17 protein-coding genes are annotated in these 16,919 nt (G+C 70.8%); 11 read left to right on the top strand and 6 right to left on the bottom strand.

Annotated features, from left to right (window positions below):
• Positions 1 to 3: 3 nt before the first annotated feature.
• Positions 4 to 2,076 carry a diguanylate cyclase gene (locus F4560_RS10055; protein ID WP_312869000.1) on the bottom strand — a complete coding sequence of 691 codons (2,073 nt, stop codon included), beginning with the start codon at positions 2,074 to 2,076 and terminating at the stop codon, positions 4 to 6.
• 262 nt (positions 2,077 to 2,338) lie between these two features.
• Here F4560_RS10055 and F4560_RS10050 point away from each other — a divergent pair, with 262 nt between their 5' ends.
• A complete protein-coding gene (locus F4560_RS10050) occupies positions 2,339 to 2,995 on the top strand; it encodes a thiaminase II/PqqC family protein (protein ID WP_184918908.1) in 657 nt (218 codons plus the stop codon).
• Here the strand turns inward: F4560_RS10050 and F4560_RS10045 are convergent.
• The 3 genes from F4560_RS10045 to F4560_RS10035 all read right to left on the bottom strand — a co-directional run bounded on the left by F4560_RS10045 (position 2,953) and on the right by F4560_RS10035 (position 6,782).
• Positions 2,953 to 4,212: a DUF4241 domain-containing protein gene (locus tag F4560_RS10045; protein WP_184918906.1), complete on the bottom strand. Its 1,260-nt coding sequence runs from the start codon at positions 4,210 to 4,212 to the stop codon at positions 2,953 to 2,955. The genes F4560_RS10050 and F4560_RS10045 overlap by 43 nt on opposite strands.
• A 119-nt stretch (positions 4,213 to 4,331) precedes the next feature.
• The gene (locus F4560_RS10040) at positions 4,332 to 6,410 is read right to left on the bottom strand and encodes a putative bifunctional diguanylate cyclase/phosphodiesterase (RefSeq protein ID WP_184918904.1); all 2,079 of its coding nucleotides are present in this window, start codon (positions 6,408 to 6,410) and stop codon (positions 4,332 to 4,334) included.
• A 189-nt stretch (positions 6,411 to 6,599) separates the two neighbouring features.
• The gene (locus F4560_RS10035; RefSeq protein WP_184918902.1) at positions 6,600 to 6,782 is read right to left on the bottom strand and encodes a hypothetical protein; all 183 of its coding nucleotides are present in this window, start codon (positions 6,780 to 6,782) and stop codon (positions 6,600 to 6,602) included.
• Between the two features lie 103 nt (positions 6,783 to 6,885).
• Between F4560_RS10035 and F4560_RS10030 the strand changes: the two genes are divergently transcribed.
• The 3 genes from F4560_RS10030 (at position 6,886) to F4560_RS10020 (ending at position 9,552) form a co-directional block, all read left to right on the top strand.
• Entirely contained in the window at positions 6,886 to 8,058 is a 1,173-nt protein-coding gene (locus F4560_RS10030) for a metallophosphoesterase (RefSeq protein WP_184918900.1), read from the top strand.
• Between the two features lie 201 nt (positions 8,059 to 8,259).
• Entirely contained in the window at positions 8,260 to 8,697 is a 438-nt protein-coding gene (locus F4560_RS10025; RefSeq protein WP_184918898.1) for a tyrosinase family oxidase copper chaperone, read from the top strand.
• A gap of 33 nt (positions 8,698 to 8,730) precedes the next feature.
• Positions 8,731 to 9,552 carry a tyrosinase family protein gene (locus F4560_RS10020; RefSeq protein ID WP_184918896.1) on the top strand — a complete coding sequence of 274 codons (822 nt, stop codon included), beginning with the start codon at positions 8,731 to 8,733 and terminating at the stop codon, positions 9,550 to 9,552.
• A 51-nt stretch (positions 9,553 to 9,603) separates the two neighbouring features.
• Here F4560_RS10020 and F4560_RS10015 read toward each other — a convergent pair whose 3' ends face one another.
• Positions 9,604 to 9,852 carry a hypothetical protein gene (locus F4560_RS10015; protein WP_184918893.1) on the bottom strand — a complete coding sequence of 83 codons (249 nt, stop codon included), beginning with the start codon at positions 9,850 to 9,852 and terminating at the stop codon, positions 9,604 to 9,606.
• 72 nt (positions 9,853 to 9,924) lie between these two features.
• The gene (locus F4560_RS10010) at positions 9,925 to 10,416 is read right to left on the bottom strand and encodes a DUF4383 domain-containing protein (protein WP_184918891.1); all 492 of its coding nucleotides are present in this window, start codon (positions 10,414 to 10,416) and stop codon (positions 9,925 to 9,927) included.
• 103 nt (positions 10,417 to 10,519) lie between these two features.
• On the opposite strand from F4560_RS10010, the gene F4560_RS10005 reads away from it, so the two are divergent.
• From F4560_RS10005 to F4560_RS09975, 7 genes are all read left to right on the top strand, one after another.
• Positions 10,520 to 10,918, top strand: coding sequence for a TOBE domain-containing protein (locus tag F4560_RS10005; protein ID WP_184918889.1), 399 nt, complete (start codon positions 10,520 to 10,522; stop codon positions 10,916 to 10,918).
• Positions 10,918 to 11,664 (top strand): molybdate ABC transporter substrate-binding protein, encoded by a 747-nt coding sequence (modA, locus tag F4560_RS10000; RefSeq protein ID WP_184918887.1) that lies wholly within the window; start codon positions 10,918 to 10,920, stop codon positions 11,662 to 11,664. Before F4560_RS10005 ends, modA begins: the two co-directional genes overlap by 1 nt.
• Positions 11,661 to 12,467: a molybdate ABC transporter permease subunit gene (gene modB / locus F4560_RS09995; RefSeq protein WP_184918885.1), complete on the top strand. Its 807-nt coding sequence runs from the start codon at positions 11,661 to 11,663 to the stop codon at positions 12,465 to 12,467. Before modA ends, modB begins: the two co-directional genes overlap by 4 nt.
• The gene (locus tag F4560_RS09990; RefSeq protein ID WP_184918876.1) at positions 12,464 to 13,513 is read left to right on the top strand and encodes an ABC transporter ATP-binding protein; all 1,050 of its coding nucleotides are present in this window, start codon (positions 12,464 to 12,466) and stop codon (positions 13,511 to 13,513) included. The genes modB and F4560_RS09990 overlap by 4 nt, the downstream gene beginning before the upstream one ends.
• Before the next feature lie 113 nt (positions 13,514 to 13,626).
• Positions 13,627 to 14,664 carry a medium chain dehydrogenase/reductase family protein gene (locus F4560_RS09985; protein ID WP_184918874.1) on the top strand — a complete coding sequence of 346 codons (1,038 nt, stop codon included), beginning with the start codon at positions 13,627 to 13,629 and terminating at the stop codon, positions 14,662 to 14,664.
• A gap of 232 nt (positions 14,665 to 14,896) precedes the next feature.
• On the top strand, positions 14,897 to 15,760 hold the full coding sequence (locus F4560_RS09980) for a geranyl diphosphate 2-C-methyltransferase (RefSeq protein WP_184918872.1): 864 nt from the start codon (positions 14,897 to 14,899) through the stop codon (positions 15,758 to 15,760).
• Positions 15,753 to 16,856: a family 2 encapsulin nanocompartment cargo protein terpene cyclase gene (locus F4560_RS09975; RefSeq protein ID WP_312868994.1), complete on the top strand. Its 1,104-nt coding sequence runs from the start codon at positions 15,753 to 15,755 to the stop codon at positions 16,854 to 16,856. Before F4560_RS09980 ends, F4560_RS09975 begins: the two co-directional genes overlap by 8 nt.
• Positions 16,857 to 16,919 lie beyond the last annotated feature (63 nt).

Genomic DNA, 16,919 nt, shown 5'->3' with positions numbered 1-16,919 from the left:
GCGTCACGATAGGCGGCTGTCCTCCCACACCGCCGCCGAGCCGGCAGCGGGACCCGCCGTCAGGTCGCCGACGACCCGCTTCTCCAGCAACTCCAGGAACACGTCCACCAGCTCCGGGTCGAACCGGGCGCCACGTCCGGACGTCAGCTCGCGCACGGCCTGCTCGTGCGTCAACGCCCGCCGGTGCGGCCGGTCGGCGCGCATCGCCGCCCACGAGTCGCACACGGACAGGATCCGCGCCTCGACCCGGATCGAGTCCCTGGTCAGCCCGACCGGGTAGCCGGCGCCGTCCCAGCGCTCGTGGTGCTGGCGGATCACCTCCGCCACGTCGCCGTGGTCTGGCAGCACGCCGACCATCCGGGCGCCGCTGTCCGGGTGCTCGTACAAGAGGTGCCACTGCTGGTCGGTGAGCGGGCCGGACTCGGTGAGCAGGTCGTCCGGCAGCACGATCATGCCGACGTCCAACAGCCGTCCGGCGCGGTGCGCGGTGCGGATCTCCCCCGGGTCGCGCTTCAGGTGCTCTGCCATGGTCCGCGCCCAGTCGGCGATGGCCAGGCTGCGCCCGGGGCTTGCGACGCGTAGATCGACCAGGTCCGCGACCTGGTTCAGGTAGTCCACCGCGACGTCCTCCCGGTGTTCGGTGAGCGATGTGCCACCGGCGACCGCGCGATCCCGACCAAGATCCTTGGCAAGGTACAGCGCACGGTCCGCCGCCGACACCAGCGCGGACGCCGTGCCGTAGTGCGGCGCGAACGCGGCGGTGCCGGCCGAGAGCGTAACCGTCACCGAACGCCGTCCGCTCACGGCGATGGGGTGGTGCGAGACACCGTGCCGCAGCCGTTCCGCCAGTCGGTGCAGGTTCTCCGCGTCCGCACCGGTCGCGATCAGCGCGAACTCCTCCCCGCCGTACCGGGCGAGCACTCGATCCGCCCCGGCGACGGCACGCAGCCTTGTCGCCACTTCGACCAGGACGCGGTCACCGGCCGGGTGCCCGAACCGGTCGTTGATCGACTTGAACCGGTCGACGTCGAGGATCACCACGCCCAACGGGCAGTTGGTGCGCCTGGCCCGCGCCACCTCGTCCGCCAGCTGGGCCTCGAAGTACCGGCGGCTACGCAGCCTCGTGAGGCTGTCCGTGATGGCGAGGCTGCGTTGGTCCACGGCCAGGCCCGCGAGCCGGGTCGCCGTCAACGCGAACAGCACCGCGCAACCCGCCGCGATCACCGGCACGTCCCGGCGCACGCCCTGGGCGTGCTGCACGAGCAGCACCACCGGTCCGATCAACGCGCCGGTCGACAGGATCGCCAGGCGCGGCCAGCTCAGCCGCAACGCGGGCACGTCGACCGCCTGCGCCATCCGCCCCATCGACGGGTGCAGCGCGCACGCGCCGAGCGCGAGGTTCCCGGTCAGCCAGATCGCGTCCAGGAAGTTGCCCGCCTCGTAGCTGTGGGCGAGGCGTTGCAGCACGTACACCGTGTCGGCGGTGAGGATCGCGGTCAGCCACAGGACCAGCAGGACGAACGACCCTTCACGCCGACCGCCGTCGAACAGCAGCCGCAGTGACACCAGCAGCAGCACCAGGTCCATCAGCGGGTACGCCAGTGAGGCCATCTCCACCAGCAGCGGCGTGCCGAGGCGGGTCTGCGGGCCGATCACGAACACCCACGACAGCAGGCCCGCGACCACGGTCAGCGACACGGCGTCGAGCAGGCCGGGCAGGTCGCGGTCCGAGCGGCGCTGCCGGATCAGCATGACCAGGCCGACCACGACGAGGGGGTAGTGGCCGATGTAGAAGGCGTCCGCCACGGACGGGTAACTCGTCTCGTTCAACACGTAGTGCGAGACGTAGAACGTGGAGTCGGCCAGGACGTAGACGACCTGGCTCAGCCCCAGCACGACCCACGGCGAGCGCGGCTCGGGCCGGTTCCGGCGGACACCCCACCACACGGCGATGACGGCCGACAGGCTCACCGCGCAGTAGACGATGACCCGCAGCGGCACCGTGCCGACGAAGATCGGCAGGGCATAGTAGACGCCGATCGATAACAGGCCGAATACCAGGTAACCGATCCACACCCGGTGCGACTTTTCGATCGGGATTCCGCGGTTTTCGACCGAGGTTGTTCCGGCGACGCGCAATCCCGGCTCTCCCTACTGCGGCAACGCTGACATCCTACAAGGCGGGAGTCATGAGACCGGAAAGGGGAGTCGGCGTCAATCCCTGTTGCCGAGTCTTCACCGTAGGAAGTGCGTGTGCGTGCATATGCACGGGTTGGGGCGTCGATAGAGTGCCCATTGATCATGCCGCGGGTCGACGGCGCCGGGACGAGGGAGAGCGATGACGAAGGACGCGAAAGCGCTGCTGGAACGGGTGCGCGAGGAGCTGAAGGGCGAGGGAGGGACGAACCGGCTGGTACCGTTGATCGCCAGTGGTGAGGCGCCACTGGCGGCGTTGAAGGCGTTGGCGGCCGAGGAGCACCGCATCGTCCAGAGCGACTGGCGAGCTTTCCTCACCTTGGCCGCGCAGTCCACCGAACCGGCGCAACGCGAGTTCTTCGCGGCGGTCGCGGGAGGTGAAGGCCTGGCGTTGGCCAAGCTGGCCGATTTCGCCGCCGCGTGCGGTCTGAGCCCGGATGACGTGGCCGCGTACCGGCCGTTGCCGGGATGCCAGGCGTACCCGTCGTACGTGGCCAGGCTGACGTTGGACGGCAATCCGCACCACGCGCTGCTCGCGATTCTGGCGAACTTCGCGGAATGGGGCGGCTATTGCGCGACGATCGCGGCGGCGCTGCGTGAGCACTACGGTTTCGACGACGCGGGGTGTGCGTTCTTCGACTTCTTCGCCGTGCCCGCGCCCGAGTTGGACGCGCTGGGGCTGCGCGCCCTGGACCAGGTGCTGGCGACGGGGTGGAAGCCGGAGGGCGCCATGCCCGCCGCCCGCCTCCTGCACTCCTACGAGCTGATGTTCTGGAACACCCTCGCCGACCTGGGCTGATCTTCGTGCTCGTCCTGCACCGCCGTCGCGCCGTGCAGGACGAGCATGTCGGCGACGAAGCAGGCGATGTCGCCGTCCGCCGTGCGACCGACCCACGTCGGGTACGCCCCGTCACCCCAGCCACTGCCGAAGGCGACCAGCGTGGCGCCGGACTCCGGTTCGCGGACCTCGACCGTCTCGCCGGCAGGGATCCCGACCACGGTCTCACAGGACTCCTCGAGAATCCGCTCCATCTCGCCGAGCACGTCGCCGTCCACGAAGCAGGCCGTGCCGGCGTCCACGCCGAAGCCGAAGAACGCGCCGTCACCGAGCAGCACGGGGTTCTGCCCGGCCGTCAGCGCCGGCTCCCAGGACGCCACCGGCTCGGTGGAGACGACCAGCTTGGCCGCCGCCACCCGCCGGTGTTCCTCGGTGACGAACCGGACCACCGCCAACTCGACGCCGTAGTCGCCGGGCCGGACGGTGGCGGTGAAGGGCTCGAGCTCGACGCTCAACCACGCCGGGTCCGCCACCACCAGGCGGCCGCTGGGCAACCGGACCGTGCCGCCGTCCCGGAGTTCGGTGACCACGGTGTGGTCGGTCTTCGCCAGCGTCCACCGCACGTCCGGCTGGAACACCAGGCCCAGGCGTTCGGGTCGCAGCGGCGCAGCGGGCCGCCACGGCGGTTCCACTGTCTCGTCCGCCGACGGGTCGGGCTGCACGACCAGCTCGGCGTCCGACCGGATTAGGCCGCCCCACTCGCCGAACCGCGGCACGTCGAGGTACAGGTCCTCCACCGGCGTCAGCACGGTGGTCACCCTCATGGGTCCGGAACCGCCCTGCGGCTGGGTGGTCCGCGTGGCCGTCCCGTCCGGGTGGTGCTTCACCTCCTCGTGCCGGGCGCGCTCCTCGTCGAACTCCGGCTGCTCCGGGTCGTCGTAGCCCCACTCGGCGGAGCGCAGGAGGAACATCCGACCGTCCAGTTCGCGGAACTCGTCCACCGCGTGCCTCCGGCCGCGGACGTCGAGGTGCCAGCAGCGCGCGAAGTGGTCGCTCCAGGCGATTTCGAGGACCGCGACGACGGTGTGCGTCTGCGGTTCGATCACCGCGACGGCGTACTGCTCGCCGCTGCGGTCGCGTTCACGGGCCGTGGCGGCGGTCAGTCGGCCCACGACGGCCCGGCGTTCCGCGTCCCAACCCTCGCAGTACACCGCGTGCAACGGCGTGGTGGTCGTCATGGCGCGGACCCTACGACCGCGCACCGACAGTCGTCGGGTCCTGAGCGTTGAATTCAGGGGTCCTGAACGTAGGACACGGTGGTCCTGAACGTAGGACTCACGGGTTCTGAACGTAGGACTCACGCGGTTGTGGGGTGGGGGCGCCAGTTCTCGGGGAGGTCGGGACGGCCGAAGAGGTAGCCCTGGGCGTACGCGCAGCCGGCGTCGCGGAGCCAGTCGGCCTGGGCCTGGGTCTCGATGCCCTCCGCGACGGTGTCGGCGCCCAGGACCTCCGCCAGGTCGATGATGCAGCGGACGACGCCGGCGGTGCGACCGGTCTCGGAGAGGGCGCCGGTGAACGACTTGTCGATCTTCACCACGTCGAACGGGTACCGCTGGAGGTAGCTCAGCGACGAGTACCCCGTGCCGAAGTCGTCCAACGCCACCCGCACCCCCGTCTCCCGCACCTCCATCAGCCCGCGCATCGCCGCGCCGTCGGCCCACACCGACTCGGTCACCTCGATCGTCAACCGATCGGGCGGCAGGCCGGTGGTCTTCAACACCCGGTCCAACGACGGCAGGAACGCGGGCACCGACAACTGCCGCGTGGACACGTTCACCGTCACCCCCAACGCGCGCCCCTGCTCACGCCACCGCATCGCCTGGTCGCACGCACCCGCCAGCACCCTGTTCCCCAGCGGCACGATGAGCCCGGTCTCCTCGGCCAGCCCGATGAACTCACCCGGCCCGAGCAACCCGTGCCCCGGACGCTGCCACCGCACCAACGCCTCCGCGCTGGCCACCGCCGACGTCGCCAGGTCCACGATCGGCTGGTAGTGCAACACCAACTGCCCGTCGGACACGGCCGTGCGCAGGTCGGCCTTGTCGCGCTGCCGGGCCAGCACCCGCTCCCCCATCTCCGGCCGGAACAGCCTGATCCGCCCGCCGCCCTCCCGCTTCGCCACGTACATCGCGGTGTCCGCGTCACGCAAAAGCTCCGTGGTGCCGGCGCCGGGTGACGACACGGCGATTCCGACACTCGCGCGCATCACCGTCTCGTGCCCCAGCCCGGTCAACGGCCGCGCCAGCTCGGACAGGATCCGGGTGGCCAACCGCGCCGAGTCGCGCACGTCATGCCCCGGCGCGAGCACGGCGAACTCGTCACCACCGAGCCGGGCCGCGGTCGCCACCGGTCCGATGGCCCGGCTGATCCGCTCGGCCGCCGACACCAGGTACCAGTCCCCCGCCTCGTGCCCCTCGGCGTCGTTGACCTCCTTGAACCCGTCCAGGTCCAGCACCAGCAGGCCGACCGCCTCACCACCGCGCAACGCCTCGTCCACCAGGTGCAGGAAGTGCGTGCGCCCGGCGAGCCCGGTCAACTCGTCCCGCTCCGCGCGGGTGCGCAACGCGTCCTCCCACTCCCGACGCTTGCTCACGTCCAGCGCGGTCACCACGGTGTGCTCTTCGGAGACGTGTTCCACCGGCACCGCGTGCACCGCCAGCACGCCGGTCGAGCCGTCCGCACGGGTCACGCCGACCTCCACCGGGTCCTCGGCGGAACGGCAGCCGTCGCCGCAGCGCGAGATGTCCGGACCGTGCGGGCACGGCACCCGCCCCGAGCCGCCCGCGTCCCACTCCAGCAGCTGACGCGCCCGCTCGTTGTGCAGCTGCGGCGCACCCGAGGCGTCGAGCAGCACGAGCCCGACCGGGCTGGCCACCACCACCGCCTCGACGGTCCGGTGCGCGTCCTCCAGCAGCCTCGCCGAGCGCACCGTCTCGTGCAGCGCCATGGTCCCGACCGCCAGAGCGACCAGCGGCATCACGACGGACGTGACGAGCGGGCCGGTCACCGTGGCCGGGTTGACCACGACCCACACCCCGAACCCGGACAGGTACCCGAGCAGCGCGGGCACCGCCTTGAGCGGGAACCGTTCGGTGTGGCCGCGCAGCGCGCGCCGCATCGTCACCGCGAACAGGAAGCCGATGACCGGCTGGGGATTGGGCAGCACGAACACCGCGCCGTGGGCGATCACGCCTTCCACCAGTGCCACCGCCCAGCCGTCCCTGGCCGGCCGCAGCCACCACGACGCGAGCACGGCGGGCACCAGCACGAGGAGCAGGAGGCGACCGTGCCCGTCCCCGAGGAAGAACAGCTGGAGGGTGAAGGCGACGCCGGACAGCCAGGCGTAGACCTCGGTCAGGCGTCTGATCCGACGCAAGCCGGCCTGCCCGGGTGACGACAGTGGCGGGCCCACCACGCTGCGGGTTGGACGGGCCACGCCCTGTTACCCCCGGTCAAGCGGCAATCGACTGAACATCTCACACGGAAGATCGAACTATCCATACCCGTGTTCACAGTCGGCAACCGCCATTCGGGTGAGTCCACTGTGGACCAGCCCGCGGAGGGGCTAGGACGCGGGTGTCGACCGTTCCGGGGGCTCGCTGTCGGGCAGCGGATCGGGGGTGGTCCGGGCGAGGTCGGCGGCGGCCACCTTCGCCTCGTCGATCTTCCGCTGCGTGTCGGCCAGCTGCTCTTCCTGCGCCGTGGTGTCGACCTCGGGCACGCGGATCTCACGTTCGTCGTCGGCCATGCGACCAGGGTTTCCGGGCGCTCCACCGGCAAACTTGGACAGCTGCCAGGCGGCGGGCTACCTTCGATAAGAGCCCACTGGTTCGTAACGCCGAGGAGAACCGATGTCGAGCACGACGACCGCGCCACCCCGTCCAGCCGCACGGCGGCGGGTCGTCTTCACGGCGGTGCTGCTGACCGTGACCGCGCTGCTGTTCTGGGTGCCGTGGACGGTGCTGCTCACGCCGGGCGCCCAGTGGCCGTGGCCCGTTCAGGCGGTCGGCACAGCGTTCTTCGTGGTCACGTCGGTGGCGTTCCCGCTGCTCCTGGTCCGTGCGCACGGCCGTGAGCACTCCGACCGGGCCGCCCGCACCGCCCACCTGATGCTCGGCGTCGCGTGGGTGTTCTTCGCCTGGTCCCTGATCGCCCACGTGCTGCGGCTCGTGCTGGCGGCAACGGACGTGGCGGACCCGTTCCGCTCGCGGTTCGTCGCGGTGTCACTGCTGGTGGTCGCCCTGGCCCTGGTCGCCTACGGCATCATCGAGGCACGCCGGGTGCCCCGGATCAAGCGGACCGACGTGGTGCTCCCCCGGCTCGACAAGGCGTTCGACGGCCTCACCATCGCCGTCCTCGCCGACACGCACTACGGCGCGATCGACCGCACCAAGTGGTCCGAGGGCACGGTGGCGGCGGTCAACGGACTCGCCGCGGACGTCGTCGTCCACGTCGGCGACATCGCGGACGGCACGGTGGCGCAGCGCCGCGGTCAGGCCGCCGCGTTGGGCGACGTGCGGGCGCGGCACCGGTTCTACGTCTCCGGCAACCACGAGTACGGCAGCAACGCCCAGGCCTGGCTCGACCACATGGCCGACCTGGGCTGGACCAGCCTGCACAACCAGCACCGGGTGCTGGAACGCGGTGACGCGCGGCTGGTGATCGCGGGCGTGGACGACATCACCGCCGCGCACTCCGGCGAAGCGGGCCACGGCTCCGACCTCGCCGCCGCGCTGGCGGGCACTCGTGACGACGATGCCGTGGTGCTGCTGGCGCATCAGCCGAGCGAGATCCCGAAGGCGGTGGCCGCCGGTGTCGACCTCCAGCTGTCCGGTCACACGCACGGCGGCCAGATCTGGCCGTTCCACCTGCTCGTGCGGCTCCAGCAGCCGGTCCTGGCCGGGCTGAGCCGGCACGGCGAGCGCACCAGGCTCTACACGAGCCGGGGCGCCGGGTTCTGGGGGCCGCCGCTGCGGGTCTTCGCGCCGAGCGAGATCTCACTGCTCACCCTGCGCACCGCCTGAGGGGTCACCTGCGTGGGTGTCACGAGCGCCGGCTCGCCACTTGTCACCCACAGGGGTGTACAGGCCCCCACACGGCAGGGTGAGGGTGGTTGTCCGGGATGTGGAGCAGTTGCACGCTCCACATGAGAGGGACGGCCGATCGCGGCAGCAGTCGCGACGCCGGTGGGGGCCTCTCACAACACCCACCCCCGAGGACTTCCCATGAATGACATGTCACGCCGCAACGTGCTCCGACATGGCACGGCGGCCACCCTCGTCGCCATCACCGCGGCCGGCTTCACCGGCCTGACCTCCTCCGGCGCGACGGCCCGCCCGGTCGACTCCGCCGCCCTGCCGGATCCCCGCGACTTCGACGAGACCTACAAAGGCAAGAAGATCAAGGGCGAACACGACAAGGCCAACGGCAAGCACAAGGTGCACATCAACGGCAAGAAGCTCGGGGTCATGCAGATCGAGCTGCCCGTCGCCCCCGATTCGACCGCGACGTACACCGCCGTGCTGAGCACGGTCAACCACTTCGACCCCATCCCCCTGGACGAGGGGAACAACCGGGACGGCCTGAAGAAGCTGGCGAAGCTGGCCGTGGACCAGCTCGGGGACCAGGAACTGACCCACGACGCCGACCACCCGCACCCGTGACCGGCGCCTGACCACCCCGAGAGGAACGAGCCCATGGGAACCCGCAAGAGCGCGGCCGCCCTGACCGCCACCGAGAAGTCGAACTTCGTGGCGGCGCTGAAGGCGCTCAAGGCGCAGGCCGGCGGTCGCAACTACGACTGGTTCGTGCGCACGCACATGACCTACTTCAACGTCGTCAACAACCACAGGTACGCGCACATGTCGCCGTCGTTCCTGCCGTGGCACCGGCAGTACCTGCTGGAACTCGAGAACGCCCTCAAGGCGTTCAACCCGGCGGTCGACCTGCCCTACTGGAACTGGGCCGCCAACCGCTCCACCACCGGGGCGCCCTTCACCTCCGACCTCATGGGCGGCAACGGCTCCGGCGGCAACGGCCCCGTCGTCAGCGGCCCGTTCGCCGGCTCCGCGAACTGGCCGATCACCGTCAGCGCCACGAGTTCGACGTCGCTGCGCCGGGCGATGACGCTGCGCGGCTCACTGCCCACCACGTCCGATGTCGACTCGATCATGGGCACGTCCACCTACGACGTGGCGCCCTGGAGCTCCGCCTCCAGCGGCGGCATGCGCAACCGCGTGGAGGGCGGCCTGACGCCGGCCCTGCACGGGCGCGTGCACAACTGGGTCGGCGGGCACATGGCGCAGGTCGACTCGCCGAACGACCCGGCGTTCTTCCTGCACCACTGCAACATCGACCGGCTTTGGTCGCGCTGGCAGACGTCCTGGGGATTCGGCGCCTCCCGGTACCAGCCCGGCGGGAACGTCGCGAACGTCGTCGACGTGAACGAGGTGCTGGAGCCCTTCGGCGCCACCGTGGCCTCCACGCTGGACCACCGCGGCATCTACACCTACGCCTGAGCGGCGGTCGCACCAGAGGTCGCGGTCAGTGGGCGCGGTCAGTGGGCGCGGTCAGTGGGCGCGGCGACCGGGTGGCGGCGGCTCGTAGTCGTAGTCCTCGTCGGGCAGGTCGAACGGCAGCGGCCGGTTCGTCCAGGAGTCGATCAAGATCACGATCGCCGCGATGACGATGACGACGACGCCGACCAAGGCCAGGCCACCCACGATCAGGATGCCCGCGATCAGCACCAGCGGCAGGACCATGAACAGGCAAAACGGGTCCACTCGCCCGAAATGCCGCCGTCCTCCGGAACTCGCCATCAACGTCCTCCCAGTCAAGCGCCTCCTTGGGTGAACTTACGCGACTGGTTCCGACGACCGATCAACCGGGCGTCACCGACCACGCTGCTCGCGACCGGGATACTGCCCGTGGGTGCGTTCGTAGACCGTGCCGACCACGGCCAGGACGACCATGACGGCGCCCAGCGCGAGGTGCAGCAGGTTGTCGGCCGGGTTGAACGGGGCGAAGTTGGCCGCGCCGCCGTCGTGGTCCATCGAGTGCACGACCGACCCGTAGACCCACAGCAGCAGGTAGAGGAACCCGCCCACGGCCAGGAACAGGCGGGACGCGCCCCACGTCCAGGCCGACAGGATCCCGGCGACGCCGAACAGCAGGTGCAGCAAGTTGTGCAGCAGGGACACCTGGAACACGCCGAACAGCATCGCGCCGGAGTGCGGTCCGGCGAATTCGAGCAGGTAGAGGTCCGCGGTCGCGCCCGGCACGAAGCCCAGGAGGCCGACCAGCAGGAACACCACCCCGACGAACAGGGCGAGGGACTGGACGGGACGACGGCGGAGGCCGACGCGTTCCGCTGAGGTCGTCATGGCTGCCACCTCCGATCGGACCGGCTTCCTGTGGCGTACCCAGGCCCGAACGGGTGAAACCAAGATCACGAAGTGCCGCAGGTACGGAGTTATACTCGTCACTGTGCCGAATCTGCGGATCAGTGAGGCTGCCGCCCTGCTCGGGGTCAGCGACGACACCGTGCGCCGGTGGATCGAGCAGGGCCGGTTGGCCGAGGTGCAGCTCGACAGCGGGCGCAAGGGTGTGGACGGCCGGGAGCTGGCGGAGTTCGCCCAACACCTGGCCGAGGCGCCCGAACCGGGGGTGACGGTGGCCGCGTCGGCGCGCAACCGGATGCGCGGGATCGTCACCCGGGTCCTCAAGGACGGGGTGATGGCGCAGGTCGAGATGCAGGCCGGGCCGTTCCGGGTGGTGTCGCTGATGAGCCGCGAGTCGGCCGACGAGCTGGGCCTGGAGGTCGGCAGCGTGGCGGTCGCCTCGATCAAGTCCACCCACGTCGTGGTCGAGATCCCGGAGGCCTGATGCGTGCGCTCGCCCTGGTGGCGTTGATGGTGCTGACGGGCTGCGGCGCGACCGGATCCGATGGTGCGGCGACCGGGCGGATAACCGTGTTCGCGGCGGCGTCGTTGACCGGGACGTTCACCCGGCTCGGCGAGGACTTCGAGGCCGCGCACCCCGGCGTGGAGGTCGTGCTCAGCTTCGGCGGCAGCGCCGGACTGGCCCAGCAGATCGGCCAGGGCGCGCCGGCGGACGTGTTCGCCTCCGCCGCGCCCGCGAACATGGCGCAGGTCGTCGACTCGGGCGGAACGGCTGCCGCGCCCGTCACGTTCGCGCGCAACCGCCTGGAGATCGCGGTGCCCCGGGGCAACCCGGCGGGCATCTCCGGGCTGGCCGACTTCGGCGATGCCGAAGCCAAGATCGCGTTGTGCGCGGAGCAGGTGCCGTGCGGGGCGGCGGCGAAGCGGGCGTTCGACGCCGCCGGGATCACCGCCCGGCCGGACACGCTGGAGCAGGACGTGAAGGCCGTGCTGGCCAAGGTCCGGCTCGGCGAGGTCGACGCGGCGCTCGTGTACCGGACGGACGTGCGGTCGGCGGCCGGCGAGGTCGAGGGCGTCGCGTTCCCCGAAGCCGATCGGACGGTCAACGACTACGTGATCGCGCCGCTGGCGGACGCGCCGAACGACGCGGGCGCGCGGGCGTTCATCGAGCACGTCCGGTCCGAGCAGGGCCGGGCGGTGCTCGCCGAGGCCGGGTTCGACGTGCCGTGACGTCGACCCGTCGCCGCGCCCGGGGTCGACTGCCGGTGGTCCTGGTGCTGCCGGCCGTGGTCGGGCTCGCGTTCCTGCTGATCCCGCTGGTCGGACTGCTCGTGCGCGCGCCCTGGAGGACCCTGCCGGAGCAGCTGTTCAGCGAGTCGGTCGGCGACGCGCTGCGGCTGTCCCTGGTGTGCGCGAGCCTGGCGACGGTCGTCTGCCTGGTGCTCGGCGTGCCGTTGGCGTGGCTGCTCGCGCGCGGTGACGTGCCAGGGCGCGGTGTGCTGCGGGCGTTGGTGACGGTGCCGCTCGTGCTGCCGCCGGTGGTGGGCGGTGTGGCGTTGCTGTTCGTGTTGGGCCGGCGTGGACTGGTGGGGCAGCACCTCGACGCCTGGTTCGGCATCTCGCTGCCGTTCACCACGGCCGGGGTGGTGCTGGCGGAGGCGTTCGTGGCCATGCCGTTCCTGGTCATCTCGGTGGAGGGCGCGTTGCGCGCGGCCGACCCTCGTTACGAGGAGGCCGCGGCGACCTTGGGCGCGTCGCGCTGGTTGGCGTTCCGGCGGGTGACCCTGCCGTCGATCCTGCCGGGCGTGGTGGCGGGGACGGTGCTGTGCTGGGCGCGCGCGTTGGGCGAGTTCGGCGCCACCATCACGTTCGCGGGCAACTTCCCCGGTGAGACGACCACCATGCCGCTGGCCGTGTACCTGGCCCTGGAAACCGATCCGGAGTCCGCGATCGTGCTCAGCGTCGTGCTGCTGCTGGTGTCCGTCGGTGTGCTGGCCGCGCTGCGCGACCGGTGGATCAGCGGGCCGTCATGACCTTGCACGCGGACTTGAAGGTCACCCGGGACGGGTTCCGGCTCGACGCGGAGTTGGCCGTCGAACCGGGCGAAGTCGTCGCGCTGCTCGGGCCGAACGGGGCGGGCAAGACCACGGCGCTGCGTGCGCTCGCGGGGCTGCTTCCGTTGACGGGTGGGCACATCCGGCTGGGCGGGCAGACCTGGGACGCGCCGCCGGACGTGTTCCGGCCCGCCGAACGGCGTCCGATCGGTGTGGTGTTCCAGGACTACCTCTTGTTCGCGCACCTGTCCGCGTTGGAGAACGTCGCTTTCGGTCTGCGGGCGCGGGGGATCGGACGTGCGGCGGCACGGGAGGAAGCGGCTCGTTGGCTCGACCGGGTCGGGTTGACGGCGCACGCGAAGGCCAGGCCGCGCACGTTGTCCGGCGGGCAGGCCCAACGCGTCGCCCTGGCCCGCGCCCTGGTCACCGGCCCTGACCTGCTGCTGCTCGACGAGCCGTTGGCCGCGCTCGACGCCGCCACCCGGCTGCACGTGCGCGCCGAACTCGGCCGCCACCTGCGCGACTACCCCGGCCACACGGTCCTCGTCACGCACGACCCGTTGGACGCGATGGTGCTGGCCGACCGGCTGGTGGTGCTGGAACACGGCGGGATCGTGCAGCAGGGCACGCCGACCGAGGTCGCCCGCCGCCCGCGCACCGACTACGTCGCCGACCTGGTCGGCCTCAACCTCTACCGCGGCACGGCGCACGGCACGACCGTCTCCCTGGACGCCGGCGGCACCCTCACCGTGGCGATGCCGGCGACCGGGCCGGTGCACGTCGTGTTCCCGCCCACCGCGGTCAGCCTCCACCCCGGGCACCCGACCGGCAGCCCGCGCAACGCGTGGCGCGTCACCGTGGCCGGGATCGAGCAGCACGCCCACACCACCCGTGTGCGGCTGGACGGCGTGCCGCCCGTGCTGGCCGACATCACCACCGCGACCGTCGCGGACCTCCGCCTCCAGCCCGGTGACGAGCTGTGGGCGGCGGTCAAGGCCACCGAGGCGCACGCGTACCCGTCGTAACTGTGACTCACCAACCACTCCTCAAAAGCTGCCTGGGTTGACACATATAGCCGAGCTGGCGTTAACTCGGCCAAGTACTGAGTGACTGACCACTCACACCCTTGGAGGAAGCGATGGGCAAGCCGTCCACCGAGCAGGTCCTGGAAGTCGTGCTCCCCGGCGCCGTCGAGCCCGACGGTCTCGAACTGCGCCGCCGCGATCGCCCCTCCCCCTCGATCGGGCAGGCCCTCGTGCGGGTCGAGGCGTCCGGGGTGTCCTTCGCCGAGCAGCAGATGCGCCGCGCCAAGTACTACGACCAGCCGGCGTTCCCCTTCGTGCCCGGCTACGACCTGGTCGGCACGGTCGCCGAGGTCGGCCCCGGGGTCGACCCGACGCTGGTCGGCCGGCGGTTCGCCGCGCTGACCAAGATCGGCGGCTGGGCCAGCCACGCGCTGGTGGACGCGGCCGACCTGGTGCCGGTCCCCGACGGCGTCGACCCGGCCGAGGCGGAGACGGTCGTGGTCAACGGCCTCACCGCGTGGCAGATGCTGCACGGCATCGCGAAGGTGACCGCCGGCCAGACCGTGCTGGTGCACGGCGCGAACGGAGGCGTCGGCTCGACCCTGGTGCAGCTCGCCCGCCTCGCCGGGGCACGGGTGATCGGCACCGCCTCACCCCGGCACCACGACGCCGTCCGCGCGCTGGGCGCCACCCCGATCGACTACCGGGACACCGACCTGCCCGCCAAGGTGCGCGAACTCGCCCCGGACGGCGTGGACGCGGTGTTCGACCACGTCGGCGGCCCCGGCGTCGTGGACTCCTACCGGTTGCTCGCGCCGCGCGGCACGCTCGTCGCCTACGGCACCGCGTCCACCCGTGACCAGGAGGGCTCGTCCCGCCTGCCCGTGCTGAAGCTGTTCGTCCGCCTGCTGTGGTGGAACGCGCTGCCCAACGGCCGCACCACGACGTTCTTCAACATCTGGGCGGGCAGGCGGAACGCGGCGAAGTTCCGCGCCCGCATGACCCGCGACCTCGGCGCGGTGTTCGCACTGCTGGCCGAAGGCTCCCTGCGCCCTCAGGTCGCCGCCCGCGTGCCGCTGGAGCAGGTGGCGAACGCGATGCGGCTGGCCGAGTCCGGCACCGTCACCGGCAAGGTCGTCCTCGTCCCGTGATCCGCCTAAAAGGTGTAATCGCGCGCCAAAGGCATCCACTCACGGTGCTCGGTCGTCACCGGAGCGGGTGAAAATTGCGGCCAATGGGATAAGAACTCCTCGGATCGAATCCTGTGCCGGTCGGCGTCACGCCACTCCGTCAGGTGACTGCGCACGCACAGAACGTGGTGTTAGTTTCGCCGAAGGCCAAAATGGGCGTGGGTCACGGGAAACGACGTAGGGAGCCGACTCAATGACGACCGCACAGGACACCGAGGGACGACCGGTGCTGCGCACTGATTACCAGCGCTCGATCGCCACGTACTGGAACAACGAGAAGAACCCGGTGAACCTGCGGTTGGGCGAGGTGGACGGCCTTTACCACCACCACTACGGCATCGGCGACTACGACCCCGCCGTGCTGGAGGTCCCGGCCGACCGGCGCGACGAGGCCGTGATCGCCGAGATGCACCGCCTCGAGACCGCGCAGGCCGACGTCCTGCTCGACAACCTGGGCGACATCCTGCCCGGTGACCGCCTGCTCGACGCCGGTTGCGGCCGGGGCGGCACCAGCATCATGGCCAACGAGCGCTTCGGCTGCCGGGTCGACGGTGTGTCCATCTCGGAGAAGCAGGTCCAGTTCGCCAACGCCCAGGCCCACAAGCGGGGCGTCGACGACAAGGTGAAGTACCACCTGCGCAACATGCTCGACACCCGCTTCGAAACGGGCTCGATGAAAGCGGCGTGGAACAACGAGAGCACGATGTACGTGGACCTGTTCGAGTTGTTCGCCGAGCACGCGCGCCAGATCGCGCCCGGCGGTCGTTACGTCACCATTACCGGTTGCTACAACGACGTCACCGGCGGCCGGTCGCGGGCGGTGAGCCAGATCGACCAGCACTACATCTGCAACATCCACCCGCGCAGCGAGTACTTCAAGGCATTGGCGACCAATGATTTCGTCCCGATCAACGTGATCGACCTGACCGCGGCGACGATTCCCTACTGGGAGTTGCGCGCGAAGTCCTCGGTCGCCACCGGCATCGAGGACGCCTTCCTCACCGCGTACCGCGAAGGCAGCTTCCACTACCTGCTCATCGCGGCCGACCGTGTCTGAGCACGAGGGGACGCCGTTCGACAGCGCGGTGGCGGTGGCCACCGCGCTGGCCGGACCGTCCGGGCTGGGCACTTCGGCGGCACACGTCGCCCCCCTCTTCGGCCACGATCCCGCGTACGTCGAACGGCCGTGGGGCGACGGCGAGGCGCCGCCCCTCTACGTGCCCGTCGTGGAACGGATCAACGAGCCGCTCGGCGAGGAGGTCGACGACCGGCTCGTCCGCTGGGCGTCGGAGTGCGGATTCGCCGACGACGATCTCGAACCGCTGCGCAAGGCGGGTTTCGGGCGGCTGGCGATGCTCGCCCACACCGACACGGACGACCCGGAGCGCCTGCTGATCGCCGCGCGGCTCAACGCCGCCTGGTGGGCGGCCGACGACCTCTACGCCGACGACAGCGGGATGGGCGCCGTGCCGGTGGAGCTCCCGCCGCGACTCGCGCTCGTGATGGCGGCCATGGACCCGGTGGCGCCCGCCGGGGAGTTCTCCGCCGAGCTGGACGAAGCGCTGCGCGGCGATCCCGTGCTGGTCGCGCTGAAGTCCGCGGTCGACCACCTCGCCAGGCAGGGAACGCCGGCGCAGGTCCAACGAGCCTGCTACGCCACGTTCGCGATGTTCGTCAGCTGGAACGCGTACGCGGCGTGGCGGCACACGGGCAAGTACCCGCCCGCGTGGGAGTACCTCGCCGCCAGGCAGCACGACAGCTTCTACACGTCGATGACCGTGGTCGACGCCGTCGGCGGCTACGAACTCCCCGCGAACCTGTACTACGACCCGCGTGTCCGCCGCCTGCTCATGCAGGCCGGCACCGCCTCGGTGATGGTCAACGACCTGCACTCGGTGGCCAAGGACGCGGCGGACGAGACCCCGGTCTGCAACATGGTCCTGCAGATCATGGCCGACCGGGGCAGTTCGGTCGAGGAGGCCACCGAGATCACCGTCGACCTCCACAACAACCTCGTCCGCGACTTCGAAGCGGGCCACCGGGAGCTCCAGGCCTTGCCGTCACCGGAACTACAGCGGTTCCTGCGCGGGGCTCGGGCATGGATGGGGGGCGGGTTCGAGTGGCACGCCACCAACCCGCGCTACCAGACGTGAGGCCAGGCTTTCCGACCACGTCCTCTCCGACGACATCACGGAGATCGGTGGACAAGAGAAGGG

The organism is Saccharothrix ecbatanensis, from assembly GCF_014205015.1.
Taxonomy (GTDB): Bacteria; Actinomycetota; Actinomycetes; order Mycobacteriales; family Pseudonocardiaceae; genus Actinosynnema; species Actinosynnema ecbatanense.
Note: the sequence above shows the minus strand (reverse complement) of the source record. Positions and strands in the feature narration are given on the sequence as shown.